Source organism: Cognatundibacterium luofuense (assembly GCF_018139685.1).
GTDB lineage: Bacteria > Pseudomonadota > Gammaproteobacteria > Burkholderiales > Burkholderiaceae_D > Undibacterium > Undibacterium luofuense.
The window spans coordinates 70128-86261 of record NZ_JAGSPN010000013.1 but is presented as its reverse complement, the minus strand read 5'-3'; the positions used below and the strand labels follow the sequence as shown (position 1 = coordinate 86261).

The following is a 16134-nucleotide window of genomic DNA, read 5'->3' as shown; positions in this document are numbered from 1 at the left end:
GGAGACGGGCAGCTTAGCCTGATCTGTGCATTGCATCAAGGCGGGATACTGGGTTCGACCGCCGTCAGAATGATCCAAAGCCCTCCCGGACATCCGGTAAAAGCCTCAAAACCCAATTTTTGCCCCAAATGCGGCATTCCGCACAGCAACCCGGCGGTCGTCGGCAGAAAGTCTGGACCTCCGTAAATCACGAATGACGATTTCTGCAGAGTGACAGTCGTCACTGGCTGGCGTATAACTCCGTTGTGGCGAAAATGCGGTACGGAAAACGCGGGTAAAAATCTGAGCCAGAAAAGTTTTAAAAAAAATTTGCCGGCGTGTGTAAGGAATCCCGTGAAAGGGGCGACTGAGTTTCCGTGCTGCGAATGTTTCGCCGCTTTTTAAACCAAACCAAGGAGATCCTCATGTCTGTTAAATCCCTCGCTGCTATCGCTGCTGCCATCATCGCTTCCACTGCTTCTGCCGGTGCCGTTGCACAATCCACTTGCGGCAAAGGTACCTGCGGCAAAAAAGAAACCGTGAAGAAAACGGAAACCACGGAAACGACGCAAACCACTGAGAAAAAAGAAGCTTCCTGCTCGAAGAAAGAAGGCAGCTGTTCTAAGAAAGAAGCGTCGTGCTCCAAAAAAGAGAAAGAGGCTTCCTGCTCTAAGAAAGAAAAAGAAGCCAGCTGCTCCAAAAAAGAAGCTTCCTGCGCCAAGAAATAAGCCGGAGTTCGTCATGATAGGCGTGGGTTATCGCAAAGAAATGCTGGACTGGGATGCGGCGGCAATAGCGGCATCGTTTTTTGAAGTGGCACCGGAAAACTGGATACGCAAAGACCGCAATCCTTTGTATCGCCTGATAGAAAGCGGGCGGCCTGTGTATCTGCACGGTGTTTCGCTGAATCTGGCAGGAACAGCGCCGCTGGACCAGACATTTCTGCGCGAAATCCGCGCCCTGATTGAAGATATTGGTGCGCCGGTGTATTCCGATCACTTATCTGCAACCGGTGACAGCGGCCATTTGTATGATTTGTTTCCGGTGCCGTTCACGCTGCAGGAAGCGCGCCGCGTGGCCGACCGGGTGCGTGCCGTACAGGATGTGCTGGGGCGGCAGATGGCGGTGGAAAACATTACCTGGTACACCAATACCGGTGATTTACCGGAGGTGGAATTTGTCGCAGAAGTTTTGCGGCTGGCAGATTGCCGCCTGTTGCTGGATCTGAACAATATTGCGGTGAACGATAAAAATCACCGTACCGGAACACCGCAGGATTTTATCGCGCAGCTGGATTTACAGCGTGTGGCTTACATCCATGTTGCCGGACATGAATTTGATCAGCGCTTTGGTTTGTACATGGATACCCACAGTCAGCCGGTGGAAGCGCCGGTGCAGCGACTGGCGCGCGAACTGAATCAGCAAAACGGGATTCCTGTGTTGCTGGAATGGGATAACGATGTGCCGGATCTGAATACGCTGAATAAGGAGCTGCAATGTCTGCAGAGTTCTATCGCTATCTGAGATGGCAGAGTGACGAGATTCCGGCGGGTTACAGCGACGCTGGCATGCGCGCTTACCGGCATCTGGTGTATATCGGTGTCAGTCAGATGATAGAAGCGCATTACCCTGAAATGCGTGAACAAATGGGTGAAGACGACTGGAAAGCGCTGATGATTGCTTTCATCCGCCAGTCAGCCTGGACTTCACCGTATTACGGAGATTTACATGAAGAATTTTTGGCTTTCATTGCCCGCGAAACTGCGTGAAGCCAGTGATGGACTGGGTTTGCTCGCATTACGCATCTGGCTGGCTCAGGAGTTTTTACATGCTGGTCTGATGAAGCTGCATCATGGCAGGCTGGCACCGGAATGGTTTGTGAATCTGAGCTTTCCGTTTCCGGTGAGATTATTGTCGGAAGACCAGAACTGGGTCGCAGCAGGGCTGGGCGAAACCGTGTTCGGTGTTCTGTTGCTCATCGGATTACAAACCCGTCTGGCATCGCTGGGCTTGCTGTTTATCACCTGGGTAGCAGTGTACACCGTGCATTTTGATCTGGGTTTTGCAGGCTGGGACCAGATTGAAACCGATATGGGACAAGGCTTCAAACTGCCGCTGATGATGGCCTGTATGTTGCTGGCAACGCTGACGCAGGGCGGTGGTCGCTGGAGTGCGGATAACATTGTTTGCCGCTTACTGCGTCGCGGGAAGTTGCAGACTGCCTGATTATATTTCTTCTCTTTCGCCATCTGTTGTGCCGCGTGTACAGGTGCACAGATGGCATTCTGTTACAGTGCTGCCGGTGTTTCTCTATCACCGGTGACCTGTGAAAATCTCAAAATCAATTCTGATCCTGTCAGTAGCGCTGATGTCAGCCGGTTGCGCGACCTGGCATGTGACCGACAATGACGTGATGAAACCTGATCGTCTCAGTGGTTACCGTGTCGATAAACCGTTTGATCAGGCGGCATTGCACAGCCTGATGCCGGACGCGGTGCTGGCGACGGAAACACTGGATGTTGCGCCCGATGTGCGTCTGGGTGGATTGCGTATCATACAGCCACAGGCGGTTGCGACGGTATTGTATTTTCCCGGTGGCGGCGATCATATTGATAATGCGGTGCGCAGCATGGCGCGGCTGGTGGCGAATTGTCCGGTGAATCTTCTGATGTTTGACTATCGCGGGTTTGGCCGCAGCAATGGTGAGCACAGTGCAGAAACGCTGAAATCGGACAGTCTGAAAATTTACGATCATTACCTTCAGCAAACGCAGGGCCATCTGTTTGTACACGGCTATTCGATGGGAAGCTTTATGACGGCGTATCTGGCGCAGCAACGCCAGCCGCAAGCGATCATACTGCAAGCCACTGCCAGCAGCATGCAGGCTGCGATGTTGCAGCGTTTGCCGTCATGGGTGCAGGTGCTGATGGATTTTCGTCTGAGCGATGGCATGGCGGCGATCGATAATCTGGCCGCCGTCAGCAAATATACTCATCCGGCACTGGTGATTGCTGGCACAGCCGATACCCAGACACCGGAAAATCTGGGACGGCAAGTGTTTGATGCCTTACCGTCAGCACGCAAGCATTGGGTTTCTGTACCCGGCGGCACGCACACCAATCTGCTGCAGAGTACGCCGGTAAAAACTGCTTACTGCGATTTCATCCGTCAGAACGCACAGCCTGCTCCGGCGCAGCAATAATCTGAACAAATACCGGCGCTGCAAATGATATGTTACGGATACAGCGCCGCGTAGTCTTCCGCCAGACCGACATGGCCGGTCTTCACATAAATCAGTGCGCCTTCTTTGCCGGTGAAAGGCTGGTGGCGGCTCCAGCGCGGGCTGCGCAGCCAGCTGCCAGCCGGATAGCTGCCGTGTTCATCATGAAACACACCTTCCAGTACCAGAATTTCTTCCCCGCCCGGATGGGTATGCAGATTGAAGCGGGTGTCTGGTGCCCAGCGCACCAGTGCGGTATTCACCCCGTCAAATTCGTGCAGTGGTAGCACGCTAAGACCGGAAACAAGTCCCGGATACCAGTTTGCAGCACGGGTATTGATGCGCATATCGCTCCGGTCTTCCGGATGAAACTGACGCAGCTTAACGAAAATCGTCGCACCGTGAAGGCTGTACGGTGCGTGATGACTACCAGGTGGATTGCGCAGATAACTGCCCGCAGGGTATTCGCCGCTTTCATCACAAAAATCGCCTTCCAGTACCAGTATTTCTTCACCGCGTCCGTGTTCATGCACCGGAAAACGGCTGCCTGGTGCGTAACGCACAATGCTGGTGGCAATCGCTTGTTCAGCGCCGACGCGGTCCAGCATCATGCGTTCGACCTGTGCTTCCGGTGACGGAATAAATTGATAATCCTGCGGCAGTATTACTTCACGCTGTTGCCAGTCAGCGCGCAGACGGTGAATGTCGGACATAGTCAGCTCTTCGGATAAGTGCCCGCCGGTGCGAATACCGGCGGGCGGGTCAGATTTTAGTCGGATACGATCAGTTCTGCTTCCAGCCGGATGGCATTGGCCAGATTGAAACGGTTAGGTGACAAGCGCACGACGTCCGCATGGATTTCTGCAAACTGTTCGGCCGTGCCGTTACCGGCAATCGTGACTTCGTAATGCAGTTGTTCATATCCGGCGGGCACCGTCGCATCCAGCCCCAGAAAACCGCGTAAATCCAGCGTACCTTTGGTACGGATTTCCAGTTTGCTCAGCGTAATGCCGCGCATTGCCGCACCGGCAACATAGCCGACAGACATACAACTGTTCAATGCCGCCAGTAATAATTCCTGCGGATTGGCGCCGTTGTCCTGACCAAACAAAGCCGGTGGTTCATCGGCATGAATGTCCAGATCACGCGCTATCACTTGCTCACCGAGCGTAATGGTTTGCGGTTGTGTCACTGTGCGGAACTGGCCGCGCCATTCGGTTTTCACATCAAAGGCCATTTTGCCTTTGGCCGGATCTGCCGCAATACTTTCCGCCAGCGCTTGCAGTGCAGCAGTATCGATATCATTCATCATGTTGGTGCCCCGTTTCAGTTACGACCAGCCATCACACCACCATCCACATCCAGCACCGTGCCGGTGATCCAGCCGGCCTGATCCGACAACAGGAACAGAATCGCATTCGCGATATCGTCCGGTGTGCCGATGCGGCCGATAGGATGGAAATTGTTAAAGCCCTGCAGTGTCGATTTGATCTGGTCTTCTGCAATAAACGATTTATAAATGGTGGACATCACAACCGCCGGTGCGACTGCATTGGCGCGGATACCGTAATCTGCCAGTTCCATTGCCAGATGCTGCGTCAGCGCGTGCAGACCGGCTTTTTGCATCGAGTAAGCAGAAGACGGTGTTGCTTTCACTGCCTGATGCGCCCACATCGAACCGATATTCACAATCGCGCCACCGCCATGCTGACGCATATTTTGCGCAACAGCCTGCGTGATGAAGAAAAATGCTTTGTTAATATCCATTTGTAAATCGTAATCGCGGCTGCTGTGCTCCAGAAAACTCACCGGTTTGAAAAAACCTGCAGCGTTGACCAGATAGGCGATATGACGTTGTTCTGCCTGAATACGCGCAATCAGCGCATTCACTTGTGTCTGGTCGTACAAATCAGTTTGCAGGGTTTCGACGGGAGTACCGGTTTCGGCTTCCAGTTCCGTTTTGGCCTGTGCCAGCGATGCTGCATCGTGTGCCAGAATTTGTACGCTGACGCCTTGTTGCAATAAACGGCGTGCAGTTTCTTTGCCCATGCCGGAAGAGCCGCCAACGATCAGTGCGATTGCATTTTTGTTCAACATGATGAGTTTCCTTTGTGTCTGAGATTGAAAGTTTCCGTCCCGTAGGGAGCGGTTTGTACTCGTCTACCAGTTGTCTATCAAGTGATAGGTAAGTGACGCCAGTGTAGGTTTTGCTCGTGTTTCGGTCAATACCTATCGATAGATAGATTTGCGATAAAGGATGGTTACCTATCTATAGATAGGTTATAATTGCTGTTTTCTTCCTATCTATCGGTAGCTTGTGTACACTGCCTGTCAATGCGTGATTTCTGTCTCAAACGGAATCAGGCCAACCTATCTATTGATTCGCAGGAAACCCTATGTCAGTGAAAGAACAGTTGTTAGATGTTGCGGAAGTTATGGTGCGTGAAGGCGGCTATAACCACTTCAGCTTCCGTGATCTGGCCGATAAGGTCGGGATTAAAAGTGCAAGCGTTCACTACCATTTCAAAACCAAGCCGGATCTGGGCACAGAGCTGGTAGAGCGTTACACGCGGCGCTTTCTGGAGGCGCTGGATCAAACGGCGACATCTGCTTTGCCAGCGCAAACTGTGGTGCAGCAGGCGTTTCAGGCCTCGCTGCAAAGCAGTGGCATGATGTGTCTGTGCGGCTTGCTCGCAGCCGAAGGAGATGGTTTGCCGCCCGAAGTCCGGCAGGCAACGCGGGCATTTTTTGAACGCACCCAGCAATGGCTGGCGGAACGTATTGTGCAGCAAAGCGGAATCAGGCCGGAGCAAGCCGCGCAGCAGGCTTTACGTCAGATGGCGATGCTGGAAGGCGCAATGCTGTTGGCGAAGATACACGGCGATGTCGGTTTGTTTGAGCAGATTACCGGCGGATCTGCTGAATAAACGGGTGATATTTACGGTTTAGGTAACAGCTTATCAATGGCAGTATTGATTTTCTGCATCACTTCCGGCGTGACGGACTTGCTGCACAGAATGTAGCGCGGGTCGGCAGTGTTCAGTCCGGCGATTTTGCTGATCTGTAACTGGCGGCTGGCCCACTGCGGCAGGCTGGCGTAATAACTGGCTTCTTCCTGCGTCACGATGGTCAGGTCGGCTCGCCCGTTTTCTATCATACCCAGCATGACCGGCATTTCCGCCACGGTATATTCGATGCTGGCCGGTAAGGGTTTGCGTAATTGCTCTTGCAACTCACTGTTATGCAGCAGCCCGCGCTTCAGCAGGATTCTGATGCCCGCGGTGTTAAGTATGCTGGCCAGATTGCCCGGTGCCGCCGCAAAGCGCTGATTCTTTGAAATGATCACAACCGGCAAATCCCGGTACACGGGTTTCGAATACCAGGCAAACTTTTCTCTTTCTGCACTGAAATACCAGCCGGGGGCACAGTCATTGCGTTTGCTGTGTTCCAGATGAAACAGAATCCGGGTCACCGGTGTATTTTCCCAGCGGTAATGAATACCAGCCTGTTGCATGATTTTTTCTGCACGCTCTGCCAGTATCCCTTTCACATGACCGGCGGCATCCTGATATAAAAACGGAGGGCGGTTGTAGTAGTGCAGGGTAATCGTGCCGTTGTCAGCCTTTACACCCTGTGCGCTGGCAGAACCGCAAAAAAACAGTAACGCGAAAATTTTGAGCGGTGACATTCTGGGTGTAAGAGCAGGCAAATGGTGGAAGGGACTTGCCTCAGAAAGACATGTGATATCAGTATATTAAAGGTCTTTCTGGTCATAAAATCAAGAGCAATGCATAATGCATAACCCACACAGCACCTGAGCGCGCCGGTATTCGCGTTTTGTGTGCCAGTCAAAACCATTCTTCCGGTGAGTCCGGTTAGTGAGGAATAACAAATGAAGAATATTCAACATTTGCTGGCGTTACTGTTCAGCAGCATGGTTTTTTCTGGCTGCGCAACCGGCGCCGTTGCTTTTGAGTCGGAACTCAGGTCCGATAAAGACAGTGGCAATCTGATGCTGAATTGCCTGAAGTCAACGACAGGCAGTTGCTACTTTACGATCGGCACTGAACAGTTCGAAGTGAAATCCGGTGAAACAACGACAATGACCGCGCCATCTTCCGTTGTTTACGCCTGTGTAACAGCGGAGCGGCAGGCGTCATGTACCAGAGGCCCGCTGATGCCTGGTACAAAACTGAAACACTCCGCTTACTGATTTTTTTCCGGATTGCATTGGAAACTGAGCGCTGCGACGAAGTCACGCCCGGATCATTTTTTGAAAAATTCCTGATGTGCCGCCCGTGTACAGATGCAGGCGGCACCGTGCTCAGCGCTTACGCAGAGTTATCTTTACTCTTTACTTTTTACTCATCAGACCTGCAGCAGGGTGATGCAGGCTGAACCAGTAACTGTAATTGACTTGCAGATTTTCCTGCAGGCTGATCAGATCCACCAGTTGCTGGCTGGCAAGCTGACCTGCACTCATCAATACATTCATTTCCTGTTCAGCCAGTTTCGACATGGTATTGGCGCGTGCAATTTGCGGTATGCGCTGTAACCATGCGCCCCATGCCTGCAGATTTTCCTGCTGATTTTGCAGCAAACGTTGTTGTGCGGAAATATTCAGATTCAGCCAGCTGTTGATGACGGACTCTACCGGTTGCGGCATCAGCCCGTTGGCGCGCTGAGACAAAGGCAGCGCAGCCAGCGCCGGTAAAAAATGGTGTTCACGTGCGGTCATGGTGAAGTTCTCCTGTTTTTACGGAATCAGCCGCCCAGCTGGGTCAGCATCGCGTGGATCGCCTGAATTTGCAGCGCCTTCTTCGAAAAATAGTCGGGATAGCCCGGCGTTTTGCTGCTGTAACCCCACCAGTCCCAGCAACCGTCCGGATTTTGCGTCTGGCTGCTGTCAGAGCCAGTGACTTGCGGAAACAGGATGATCAGATCATTTGCTTCAGCGAATTCGATATAACCGGTGCTGGTGATATAACGCATGCCGTAAGGCGGCTGATCATTGCTGTCCTGCGTACCGAAGCTGTAATTCACAAACGCACTGCCTTGTTTGCAACCGTGAATTGCGATGTGCACCCGTGCCGCAGCCCCATCCAGCACCGCTTGCGGGATATACACGTAGCCGAATTCACTCATGCTGGCGGCGCTGTTGCTGTCGAAAAAATCGCGCTGATCAAAACGCAGTAATTTGCCGGTCGGATTTGCGGACGGGGCTTTGCTGTCCGGATAAATGTGCTGCAGGATCGCGTGTGCATGCACAAACGGGCCGCGATTCAGATACGGCGGCTTGTTGTCGCCCAGTGCATTGTCTTCCGGATTGGCTGTCAGCAGGCTGTGTCCGGCGGGTACGCTGTCGTCATAATGGATCTGCGCTTCCGGTACACCCAGCAGGCGATACATTTCACGGGTTTGCGCGACCACCGGCGACATCACCACGCTGTCTTTGCTGCCGGTAAAAATATACATGCGCTGACGTGCCATATTCGACAGCGGATCAATCAGCAGATCGCGTTCGGTTTGCTGCGCCAGTTGTACGGACTTACGTGCATCCGGTGCAAGTTCCGGTGTCAGCGGCGCCATGCAGAGTTGCATCGCATTGATTTCCCACGCATCTTCGGTAATCAGTGCAGAACCGCGAAAAGTTTCCACACCACGGTAAGGACCACCAGCCACCACACCGGCACCGGTGAAACTGGCGGAATGCGCCAGATGCAGTTGCACCGTCATAAATGCACCGGAAGACAAGCCGGAAACCGAACTCTGGCCTTTCTCCACATTCAGACGCGGCAGTTTGACAATATCCGCAGCGAAATTGGTCATACGCAATTCTCCATTCATCAGTGAATACCAGAACTCAGCGTATCCCTTGCAGAAACAAAACCGTGGATGTGAGACCTGGCCGGGTTAACAAGGCGGAAAGCCGGATACCATGCTGGCATGCGATGATGACGGTCTGATGAATTTTTTTGTCCGTTTCGTACGAATTTCGTGCAGAAAAAAACGGCCTGTGTGGGATTACAAGCTGCGAAGCTTTGTTCTGAAGCAAACAATTTCAGAAGTCACTTCTGATTGTCAGAAAAATTCTGATATAGTCCCGTGTATGAAATTCTCCCGCGCACATATCCGACTCAGCAGCTGGCTCACGATGATCGTGATGCTGTTTGCTGTGCTCGCGCCGGGAATTGCAACTGCGATGGCAATGCAGCGTGGTGAAGTGGTGTTGCCGGGCTTGATTTGTTCGGCCAGCAAGGCAGGTCACAGCAGTAACAGTTTGCCTTCCGGTGCAGATCATGCATCCGGTTTCCAGCATTGCGCTTTCTGTCTGACCCATGCCGGTGATGCACCGTTGCCGGTAGCCGAAGTCAGCCTGCCTTTGTTGCCTGCAGCAAATGCCGTATATCCTTCCCTGTTCTACCAGTCGCGTTTCTTAACGCATATCTGGAGTCCCTCCGTCGCCCGTGCGCCTCCGCGCGGCTGATTCTTTCCTTTCATTGTTTGTGCCTGTGTGATGCGCTGCAGTCTGCAGTCGCTTTGCCTGCGCATATGTCTTTTTTGTGCCTTACTGCGCTGTCGATACGGACGGGAGCAGTGATGGCTGCGTGCGTGTGCCTTTGGTGCCGCACTGGAATGAATGCCGTGTTATGAAATCTTTTCAGAAATCCACTTTACAACTGGCCCTGATGGCCTGTTTTCTTCCGTGCAGTGCTGTTGCGCTGGCGGGTAATGATGATGCGAATCCGAACGCCGCTGCGGCGAACGCAGGTGCTGTGCACGAGGTTGTCGTGTCCGGTTCGCGTGCAGCAACCGATCTGAACGAAACGCCGCAGGCAATCGGCGTGGTGACCGCCAGCATGCTGAAGCAGGATAAGCCCAAAACCATGGGCGATATCATTAACCGGATTGCAGGTGTGTACTGGAATGATCTTGGCAATGAGCAGCACAGTATGAGCATACGCCAGCCGGTATCTACCAATGCGGTATACCAGTATCTGGAAGACGGCATTCCGATTCGTCCTTTAGGTGTGTTTAACCACAACTCGCTGAATGAAATGAATATGGCGGGCAGCAGCACGGTGGAAGTGGTGAAAGGCCCGGCATCCTCTTTGTACGGCAGTAATGCGGTAGGCGGTGCGGTGAATTTTCTGAGTGCGGCACCCTCGAAAGAGCTGACAGCACTGCTCGGTATGCGCTATGACCAGACTGCCGGCTTTCGTCGTATTGATACGATGGCGAGCAACACCTTCGGTGATCTGGGGCTGCGTTTTGCGCATTACAGTTCGCGCCGTAGCGAGAATAACTGGCAGGAATACAGCTATGGCAATAAAGATTCGCTGACGGCGCGCGCAGATTATGCGTTGACACCGACTGCGGTGTTACGTGCTTCACTGGTGCATACCGATCTGGATGCGGCGATGGCCGGTTCGCTCAATGAAACGGATTTCCGCAACAGCAACGGAAAAAGTATTAACACCTTCACTTACCGCAAAGATAAAACCACCCGCGGCAGTCTGGCGTGGGAAGCGGAAACTTTGCGTGATGGCGTGACGACGGTAACGCTGTTCAAGCGCCAGAATGATCACGGTCAGATTCCAAGCTACACCATGGTGGGTTGCAGCGGTACGGCGAAAGCCTGTCAGGGTACGGAAAACAATAACCATGTCGATTCTCTGGGACTGGATCTCAAGCACCAGCAAAACTTCAACTGGATGCAATCGCGCCTGATCGCGGGTGTGTACTGGGATAAAAGCGATAACCCTTACTACAGCAATAATCTTGCCGTGGTGCGCGATCCGGTCTCCGGTAAAAACATCAGCTATACGCTGGCGAATGCCACGACACCAAAAGGTGTACGCAACTATCAGACCGATATCGATAATCTGGCCGTATTTGCGCAGTACGAAATGAGCCCGTTGCAGGATGTGCGACTGGTGGCCGGTGTGCGCAACGACCGTATCGAATACAACTACCACAATTTGCTGGCTCCGCAAGGCAGCGCTAACTATGGCGCACCGGACGAAGTACGCAGTTTTTCGCGCCTGAGCCCGAAACTCGGTGCGACCTGGGCGGTGACACCGCAAGCCAGTGTGTACGGCAATATCAGTGAAGGTTTCACACCACCGGAAATCAGTCAGTTATACGGCAAAACCGGTATTCCTGACCTGTCACCGGCGACCTACCGCAATACCGAAATCGGTCTGCGCATGGCATTTCTGGATGGCAAACTGCGGCTGGACAGTGCCCTGTACCGCCTAGATGGTCGCGACACCATCGTCAGTTATACCGTCACACCGGGCAACAGTGAAAACCGCAATGCGGGCCGCACGCGCAGTGAGGGCATAGAACTGGGACTGAATTTCAATGCCGGTGCCTGGGATGCACGTCTGGGTACGACTTTCGCCCGTCATCGCTTCCAGCGTTATCAGGTGTCGTCCACGCTGGATTACAGCGGTAAAGATATGCCGCAGGCACCACGCGATATCACCAGCGCGGAAATCGGCTTTAAACCGCTTGCCGGTGCGCGTGTAGCGCTGGAATGGGTGCATCAGGGTAAATACTGGATGAACAATGCAAACACCGTGGAATACGGCGGTCATCACTTGTTCAATCTGCGTGCGCATTATGAAGTGAACCGTCAGCTGGAAATCTGGTTGCAGGGACGTAATCTGGCGAACCGTCTGTATGCAGATTCTGCTTCGAGTTCGTATTCCGGCGTTGGCGCGTACCAGCCGGATGTGCAGAACAGTTATACCCAGGGTGCACCGCGCAGCTGGATGATAGGTTTGAACTACCGCTTTGGTAACAAGTAATACATTAAGAAACGCCCGTCTGCCCGCTTGCGGTGCAGGCGGCACTGTACATTCTGAAGGAGAACGCTGATGCCGCATTTCAGCAAACCCCTGCGCCTGCTGCTGATCAGCCAGCTGTTCGCGTGGTCTGCACCATTGATGGCGCAACATACGATGCATGGTGCAGGGGCGACACCTGCCGCAACACCGACTGCGCCGGTGGCAAAACAGAATCTGGTGACTACCGCTGCGACAGCGCCGGATGGCAGTTTGTGGGTGGTAAACATGAATGCGCAGGGCCAGTTACGCATCTTGCAGAGTCGTGATGGTGGTCAGAAATGGCTGGCTGAGCGTGTGCTGGATACCGCGCAGGATAAACCGGCACCTGCCGGTGAAAGTCCGGTGCAGCTGGCATTTGGTCCGCGTCAGCAAGTGGTGATTGCTTACCCGCAATCACTGGGCAAACGCTTTACCGGCGAAGTGCGTCTGATCCGTTCATCCGATGGCGGTGCGAACTTCAGTGCGCCGGTGACGGTGCATGCAGATCGCCAGATCATCGGTCACAGTTTTCCGCGGGTTTTGTTTGACGGCGATGGCGTGCTGCACAGTATCTGGCTGGATGGGCGTGAAAAAGCGGCACTGGCGAAAACCGGTGTAGCGGATGCTGATCTGAAGCAGCAATACCGTGGCAGCGCGGTGTACCGCAATGTATCGCTGGATGGCGGTGCAAGTTTTGGCCCGGATCTGAAACTGGCGGATCACAGTTGTGAATGCTGCCGGATTGCGACCACGCTGGATGACAGCGGCAAAATACGCCTGATGTGGCGCCACGTGTTTGCGCCGAATCTGCGCGATCACGCCTTTGCCACGCTGACCGCAGAGACGCCGCTGATCAGCGAACCGGTACGCGCCACGTTTGACAACTGGGCAGTCGATGCCTGCCCGCATCACGGCGGCGCACTGGCGCAGGCAGAAGACGGTAGTTTTCATGCTTTGTGGTTCGGTATCCGTGGCGAGGTCGCGGCTGTACGTTATGGCCGTTTAACTGCCGGGGGGCAGCCACAGGGCGAATCCCGCGTGTTGCCGGATGAACGTGCCGAGCATGCGGATATTGTGGTGCGCGGAAAGAAAGTCGTGATTCTGTACCGCGTATTTGATGGCGAACAGACGCTGGTGAAAGCATGGATTTCAGACGATGACGGTCAGCATTTCACGCTGCGCCAACTGGCATCCAGTGCAGAAGAAAATGATTATCCGCGCTTCGTCAGCACGCTGCCGCAGCAGAAAAATCAGCCTTTACGCTGGATCTGGAATACCAAAGGAAAACTGTATGTGGAAACGCTTTAATCTGCGGCGTCAGTGGTTGAACACCGGCTTGCTGCTCGCTTTTTTCTTATTCAGCAATATCGCGCAGGCTGCCGCACTGGATTTCACAACCCAGAGCTGGAACCGTTTTGTACAGCAAAACAAAGCGGCGATTGTGGTGTTTACCAGCACGGATTGTTCGCATTGTCCGTCCGTAGTGGAAGCCTTGCATCAGCAATTGCAAAACGGTAAGCAAGGCCATCGTGTGCCTTTGCATCTGGTGGTGATGGATGGTGCTGACGAACCAGCGGCGCTGCAGCATGGCCATTACACGCTGGCGGATCAGCTGTGGGTGTTTCAGGGAAATCCGGCCGCCTTGCAATACAGTGTGAATGCCAAGTGGCGCGGCATCACGCCGTATATTGTGCTGGTCAGCCAGCAGCAGGCGGAATTTATTCTCGGCAAGCCGGACAGCGCCCGTTTGCAGGACTGGCTGGAAAAAGTAAAGAGTAATCCGGCGAAGTAGCCGGAGGTTGACACACTGCAGCAGGCAGGGCTGGTTGAAGACAGCCTGAAGTAGCCCAAAACAGGCAAAATGCGGTGTTCAGCACAGAAAAAAGCCGGTTTTTTGCGGACGTCCGCAGAAAGTCTGGCCTGCAGGGCAGGTCTGAAAATGCCTGAATGCGGAGTTCTGCACAGAGTCCGTGGCATTTCTGATCTTTCGCATTCATAAAGCCCTTGTAAAACGCAGAGTCAATCATTGAAGACGGAGACCTGATCGAACCATGCAAACGCATGCCTTACACCGACAACGCTGGCTTGCTGCCATGATTGCCCTGGCGATCATGCTGCAGGCTTGCCTGCCGTCGCTGGGGTTTGCGCTGATGCATACGCAAAGTCAGCGCATGGCAGCGATTGCCAGCGTTACTCAGGTGATTTGCGGCAGCGGCGGTAGCCGTATCGTGAATGTCGCGGTGCAAAGCGATGCCGGCAGTGCCGGTAAACCGGAGGCGGCTGTCAGTAGCGTTGCGGTTAAAACGATGACGTCTGCGCCATCAGAAAACGCAGCGCACGAATCACCCGACAAGCATGCCTCGCCTTGTCCATTCTGTCAGACAGCCGCTGCGCCGCCAGCTTTGCCTGCGGCGGAAAGCTGTGTGCTGTTATTGCCGCGCCTTGGCGAAAGCTGGCCGGATTTGTTTTATCACGCCGCCTCGCCACTGTTCCAGTGGGCGGTTCCGCTTTCCAGAGCACCTCCGCTCTGATCTTCCCCTGACGGCGCTTCGCCGTCTCCCATCCTGTCCGGCTTGTTGTGCGTCTGTGCGCCCGGCGGCCTGACGTGGTTTGCCTTCTTTTCTTCTTCACATTCTGAGGTGATTTATGTTCGCTTTGCGATATCGCGGCGCATGCGCTTGTGCGCTTGCACTGAGTTTGCTCTGTTCTGTTTCTGCTGTGCGTGCCGAAGTGCAGGTCAGTGATCCGTGGGTGCGTGCCACCGTTGCCGCGCAAAAAGCCAGTGGTGCATTTATGCAATTGCAGTCAGCGACGGCTACCCGTCTGGTGGCAGTCAGTTCGCCGGTGGCAGGAAGCTGCGAAATCCACGAAATGAGCATGCAGGATAACGTCATGAAAATGCGCGAAATCAGCAAGCTTGATCTGCAGCCAGGAAAAGCCGTGGCGCTGCGTCCGGGTGGCTATCACATCATGCTGATGGGCTTAAACGCTGCGCTGAAAGAAGGCGATACCGTGCCACTGACGCTGCGTTTTGAAAACGCCGACGGTAAAACGGAAACGCAGGAAGTGCGCGCTACGGTGCGTGCAATGCCACCTGCGCAACATCAGCACTGAGGCAGATGATGAGCATGCGATTACCACGTTTGCTGGCACTGGCGGCAGTTACAGCCACGCTGATTTACACGACGCAGGCACAGGCTTCATGCGGAGCAAGTTTTTGTCTGGTGAATACCGACTGGGGCATGCAGGGAGCGTGGCAGGAAAAAGGCTGGCGCGCTGATTTCCGCTATGAACAACTGTTACAAAACCGCTTGCGCAGTGGAACCGATGCCGTTCCAGCCAGCGCGCTGGATCCGTCACACCGCGAGACCGAATCGCTGACACGGCGCTGGGTCGGCACACTGGATTACGGCTGGAACGAGCACTGGTCGGCCTCGGTCACGCTGCCGTTTGTTGATCGGGAACATACGCATATTGAAGACAGCGCAGCGGCGAACTGGCATTACCGTCAGTTTGGCGACGCAAAGGCGAGCCTGCGTTATCAGACCAATCTGCATGACAGCGACGAAACGCTGGGCGTTGGCGGTCTGCATGCGGGCCTGAAGCTGCCGACCGGACGCACTGGCATACGCAACAGTACCGGCACGCTGGCAGAGCGTGCATTGCAACCCGGCAGTGGCGGCACAGCCTTGCTGCTGTCGGCGTATTACCGTCAGTTTATCGCGCCGCTGCAACTGAGCTGGTTTGCACAAGTGAATGCAGATGTGCCGCTGAACATGCGCGATGGCTTTCGTCCGGGTCAGCAAATCGGTCTGGACATCGGTTTGTCACGTCCGCTGACGGCAAACGTCACTGGCTTGCTGCAACTGAATCTGCAGCATCGCGGCCGCGATGCCGGTGTGCAGGCAGAGCCTGAAGCATCGGGCGGACGCAGCGTGTTTCTGAGTCCGGGTCTTAGTGTGAGCGTTGCACCGCAAACCCGTGTGTATGGCTTTGTGCAATTGCCGCTGTATCAGTACGTCAATGGGCAGCAATTAACTGCCCGTTACGCGCTCGCACTGGGTACCCAAACCCGTTTCTGAATATCTTATTTATTTTTAT

The 16134-nt window shown here is 54.1% G+C and carries 20 protein-coding genes; 14 read left to right on the top strand and 6 right to left on the bottom strand.

The window, feature by feature from the left end:
- Positions 1–365: 365 nt before the first annotated feature.
- The 5 genes from KDM89_RS15925 to KDM89_RS15905 all read left to right on the top strand — a co-directional run bounded on the left by KDM89_RS15925 (position 366) and on the right by KDM89_RS15905 (position 3181).
- Positions 366–707, top strand: coding sequence for a hypothetical protein (locus tag KDM89_RS15925; protein WP_212688905.1), 342 nt, complete (start codon positions 366–368; stop codon positions 705–707).
- A 13-nt stretch (positions 708–720) separates the two neighbouring features.
- Entirely contained in the window at positions 721–1503 is a 783-nt protein-coding gene (locus tag KDM89_RS15920; protein WP_212688904.1) for an MbnB/TglH/ChrH family RiPP precursor modification enzyme, read from the top strand.
- The gene (locus tag KDM89_RS15915; RefSeq protein WP_212688903.1) at positions 1476–1748 is read left to right on the top strand and encodes an HvfC/BufC family peptide modification chaperone; all 273 of its coding nucleotides are present in this window, start codon (positions 1476–1478) and stop codon (positions 1746–1748) included. The genes KDM89_RS15920 and KDM89_RS15915 overlap by 28 nt, the downstream gene beginning before the upstream one ends.
- Positions 1708–2205: a DoxX family protein gene (locus KDM89_RS15910; RefSeq protein ID WP_212688902.1), complete on the top strand. Its 498-nt coding sequence runs from the start codon at positions 1708–1710 to the stop codon at positions 2203–2205. The genes KDM89_RS15915 and KDM89_RS15910 overlap by 41 nt, the downstream gene beginning before the upstream one ends.
- 100 nt (positions 2206–2305) lie before the next feature.
- Positions 2306–3181: an alpha/beta hydrolase gene (locus KDM89_RS15905; RefSeq protein WP_212688901.1), complete on the top strand. Its 876-nt coding sequence runs from the start codon at positions 2306–2308 to the stop codon at positions 3179–3181.
- A gap of 32 nt (positions 3182–3213) precedes the next feature.
- On the opposite strand, the gene KDM89_RS15900 is transcribed toward KDM89_RS15905, so the two are convergent.
- From KDM89_RS15900 to KDM89_RS15890, 3 genes are read right to left on the bottom strand one after another with little or no spacing between them, the layout of a single operon-like run.
- Positions 3214–3912 carry a cupin domain-containing protein gene (locus tag KDM89_RS15900; RefSeq protein WP_212688900.1) on the bottom strand — a complete coding sequence of 233 codons (699 nt, stop codon included), beginning with the start codon at positions 3910–3912 and terminating at the stop codon, positions 3214–3216.
- Positions 3913–3968: 56 nt separating this feature from the next.
- Positions 3969–4511, bottom strand: a complete 543-nt coding sequence (locus tag KDM89_RS15895) for an OsmC family protein (protein ID WP_212688899.1) — start codon at positions 4509–4511, stop codon at positions 3969–3971.
- A gap of 14 nt (positions 4512–4525) precedes the next feature.
- Positions 4526–5296: an SDR family NAD(P)-dependent oxidoreductase gene (locus KDM89_RS15890; protein ID WP_212688898.1), complete on the bottom strand. Its 771-nt coding sequence runs from the start codon at positions 5294–5296 to the stop codon at positions 4526–4528.
- Positions 5297–5595: 299 nt separating this feature from the next.
- Here KDM89_RS15890 and KDM89_RS15885 point away from each other — a divergent pair, with 299 nt between their 5' ends.
- On the top strand, positions 5596–6126 hold the full coding sequence (locus KDM89_RS15885) for a TetR/AcrR family transcriptional regulator (protein WP_212688897.1): 531 nt from the start codon (positions 5596–5598) through the stop codon (positions 6124–6126).
- An 11-nt stretch (positions 6127–6137) separates the two neighbouring features.
- On the opposite strand, the gene KDM89_RS15880 is transcribed toward KDM89_RS15885, so the two are convergent.
- Positions 6138–6887: a substrate-binding periplasmic protein gene (locus KDM89_RS15880; RefSeq protein WP_212688896.1), complete on the bottom strand. Its 750-nt coding sequence runs from the start codon at positions 6885–6887 to the stop codon at positions 6138–6140.
- Positions 6888–7091: 204 nt separating this feature from the next.
- Here KDM89_RS15880 and KDM89_RS15875 point away from each other — a divergent pair, with 204 nt between their 5' ends.
- Positions 7092–7412, top strand: coding sequence for a hypothetical protein (locus KDM89_RS15875; RefSeq protein ID WP_212688895.1), 321 nt, complete (start codon positions 7092–7094; stop codon positions 7410–7412).
- A 141-nt stretch (positions 7413–7553) separates the two neighbouring features.
- Here the strand turns inward: KDM89_RS15875 and KDM89_RS15870 are convergent, their stop codons facing one another.
- On the bottom strand, positions 7554–7937 hold the full coding sequence (locus tag KDM89_RS15870; protein ID WP_212688894.1) for a hypothetical protein: 384 nt from the start codon (positions 7935–7937) through the stop codon (positions 7554–7556).
- A gap of 26 nt (positions 7938–7963) precedes the next feature.
- Positions 7964–9028, bottom strand: a complete 1065-nt coding sequence (locus KDM89_RS15865) for an extracellular catalytic domain type 2 short-chain-length polyhydroxyalkanoate depolymerase (RefSeq protein ID WP_212688893.1) — start codon at positions 9026–9028, stop codon at positions 7964–7966.
- A gap of 280 nt (positions 9029–9308) precedes the next feature.
- On the opposite strand from KDM89_RS15865, the gene KDM89_RS15860 reads away from it, so the two are divergent.
- From KDM89_RS15860 to KDM89_RS15830, 7 genes are all read left to right on the top strand, one after another.
- Positions 9309–9686 carry a DUF2946 domain-containing protein gene (locus KDM89_RS15860; RefSeq protein WP_212688892.1) on the top strand — a complete coding sequence of 126 codons (378 nt, stop codon included), beginning with the start codon at positions 9309–9311 and terminating at the stop codon, positions 9684–9686.
- Between the two features lie 163 nt (positions 9687–9849).
- Complete coding sequence (locus KDM89_RS15855) at positions 9850–12015, top strand: TonB-dependent receptor (protein WP_230427910.1); 2166 nt, start codon at positions 9850–9852, stop codon at positions 12013–12015.
- Positions 12016–12084: 69 nt separating this feature from the next.
- Positions 12085–13341 carry a sialidase/neuraminidase family protein gene (locus tag KDM89_RS15850; protein ID WP_212688891.1) on the top strand — a complete coding sequence of 419 codons (1257 nt, stop codon included), beginning with the start codon at positions 12085–12087 and terminating at the stop codon, positions 13339–13341.
- Complete coding sequence (locus KDM89_RS15845) at positions 13325–13825, top strand: thioredoxin domain-containing protein (protein WP_212688890.1); 501 nt, start codon at positions 13325–13327, stop codon at positions 13823–13825. Before KDM89_RS15850 ends, KDM89_RS15845 begins: the two co-directional genes overlap by 17 nt.
- Before the next feature lie 259 nt (positions 13826–14084).
- Positions 14085–14564: a DUF2946 family protein gene (locus tag KDM89_RS15840; protein WP_212688889.1), complete on the top strand. Its 480-nt coding sequence runs from the start codon at positions 14085–14087 to the stop codon at positions 14562–14564.
- Positions 14565–14679: 115 nt separating this feature from the next.
- Positions 14680–15147: a copper chaperone PCu(A)C gene (locus KDM89_RS15835; RefSeq protein ID WP_212688888.1), complete on the top strand. Its 468-nt coding sequence runs from the start codon at positions 14680–14682 to the stop codon at positions 15145–15147.
- Positions 15148–15152: 5 nt separating this feature from the next.
- Positions 15153–16115: a hypothetical protein gene (locus KDM89_RS15830; protein ID WP_212688887.1), complete on the top strand. Its 963-nt coding sequence runs from the start codon at positions 15153–15155 to the stop codon at positions 16113–16115.
- Positions 16116–16134: the final 19 nt, after the last annotated feature.

What these genes read in the sequence shown, in the direction of transcription:
- KDM89_RS15925 (WP_212688905.1), top strand. Translation starts at nt 366, where the DNA reads ATGTTTCGCCGCTTTTTAAACCAAACCAAGGAGATCCTCATGTCTGTT.
- KDM89_RS15920 (WP_212688904.1), top strand. Translation starts at nt 721, where the DNA reads ATGATAGGCGTGGGTTATCGCAAAGAAATGCTGGACTGGGATGCGGCG.
- KDM89_RS15915 (WP_212688903.1), top strand. Translation starts at nt 1,476, where the DNA reads ATGTCTGCAGAGTTCTATCGCTATCTGAGATGGCAGAGTGACGAGATT.
- KDM89_RS15910 (WP_212688902.1), top strand. Translation starts at nt 1,708, where the DNA reads ATGAAGAATTTTTGGCTTTCATTGCCCGCGAAACTGCGTGAAGCCAGT.
- KDM89_RS15900 (WP_212688900.1), bottom strand. Translation starts at nt 3,912, where the DNA reads ATGTCCGACATTCACCGTCTGCGCGCTGACTGGCAACAGCGTGAAGTA.
- KDM89_RS15895 (WP_212688899.1), bottom strand. Translation starts at nt 4,511, where the DNA reads ATGATGAATGATATCGATACTGCTGCACTGCAAGCGCTGGCGGAAAGT.
- KDM89_RS15890 (WP_212688898.1), bottom strand. Translation starts at nt 5,296, where the DNA reads ATGTTGAACAAAAATGCAATCGCACTGATCGTTGGCGGCTCTTCCGGC.
- KDM89_RS15885 (WP_212688897.1), top strand. Translation starts at nt 5,596, where the DNA reads ATGTCAGTGAAAGAACAGTTGTTAGATGTTGCGGAAGTTATGGTGCGT.
- KDM89_RS15880 (WP_212688896.1), bottom strand. Translation starts at nt 6,887, where the DNA reads ATGTCACCGCTCAAAATTTTCGCGTTACTGTTTTTTTGCGGTTCTGCC.
- KDM89_RS15875 (WP_212688895.1), top strand. Translation starts at nt 7,092, where the DNA reads ATGAAGAATATTCAACATTTGCTGGCGTTACTGTTCAGCAGCATGGTT.
- KDM89_RS15870 (WP_212688894.1), bottom strand. Translation starts at nt 7,937, where the DNA reads ATGACCGCACGTGAACACCATTTTTTACCGGCGCTGGCTGCGCTGCCT.
- KDM89_RS15865 (WP_212688893.1), bottom strand. Translation starts at nt 9,028, where the DNA reads ATGACCAATTTCGCTGCGGATATTGTCAAACTGCCGCGTCTGAATGTG.
- KDM89_RS15860 (WP_212688892.1), top strand. Translation starts at nt 9,309, where the DNA reads ATGAAATTCTCCCGCGCACATATCCGACTCAGCAGCTGGCTCACGATG.
- KDM89_RS15855 (WP_230427910.1), top strand. Translation starts at nt 9,850, where the DNA reads ATGAAATCTTTTCAGAAATCCACTTTACAACTGGCCCTGATGGCCTGT.
- KDM89_RS15850 (WP_212688891.1), top strand. Translation starts at nt 12,085, where the DNA reads ATGCCGCATTTCAGCAAACCCCTGCGCCTGCTGCTGATCAGCCAGCTG.
- KDM89_RS15845 (WP_212688890.1), top strand. Translation starts at nt 13,325, where the DNA reads ATGTGGAAACGCTTTAATCTGCGGCGTCAGTGGTTGAACACCGGCTTG.
- KDM89_RS15840 (WP_212688889.1), top strand. Translation starts at nt 14,085, where the DNA reads ATGCAAACGCATGCCTTACACCGACAACGCTGGCTTGCTGCCATGATT.
- KDM89_RS15835 (WP_212688888.1), top strand. Translation starts at nt 14,680, where the DNA reads ATGTTCGCTTTGCGATATCGCGGCGCATGCGCTTGTGCGCTTGCACTG.
- KDM89_RS15830 (WP_212688887.1), top strand. Translation starts at nt 15,153, where the DNA reads ATGATGAGCATGCGATTACCACGTTTGCTGGCACTGGCGGCAGTTACA.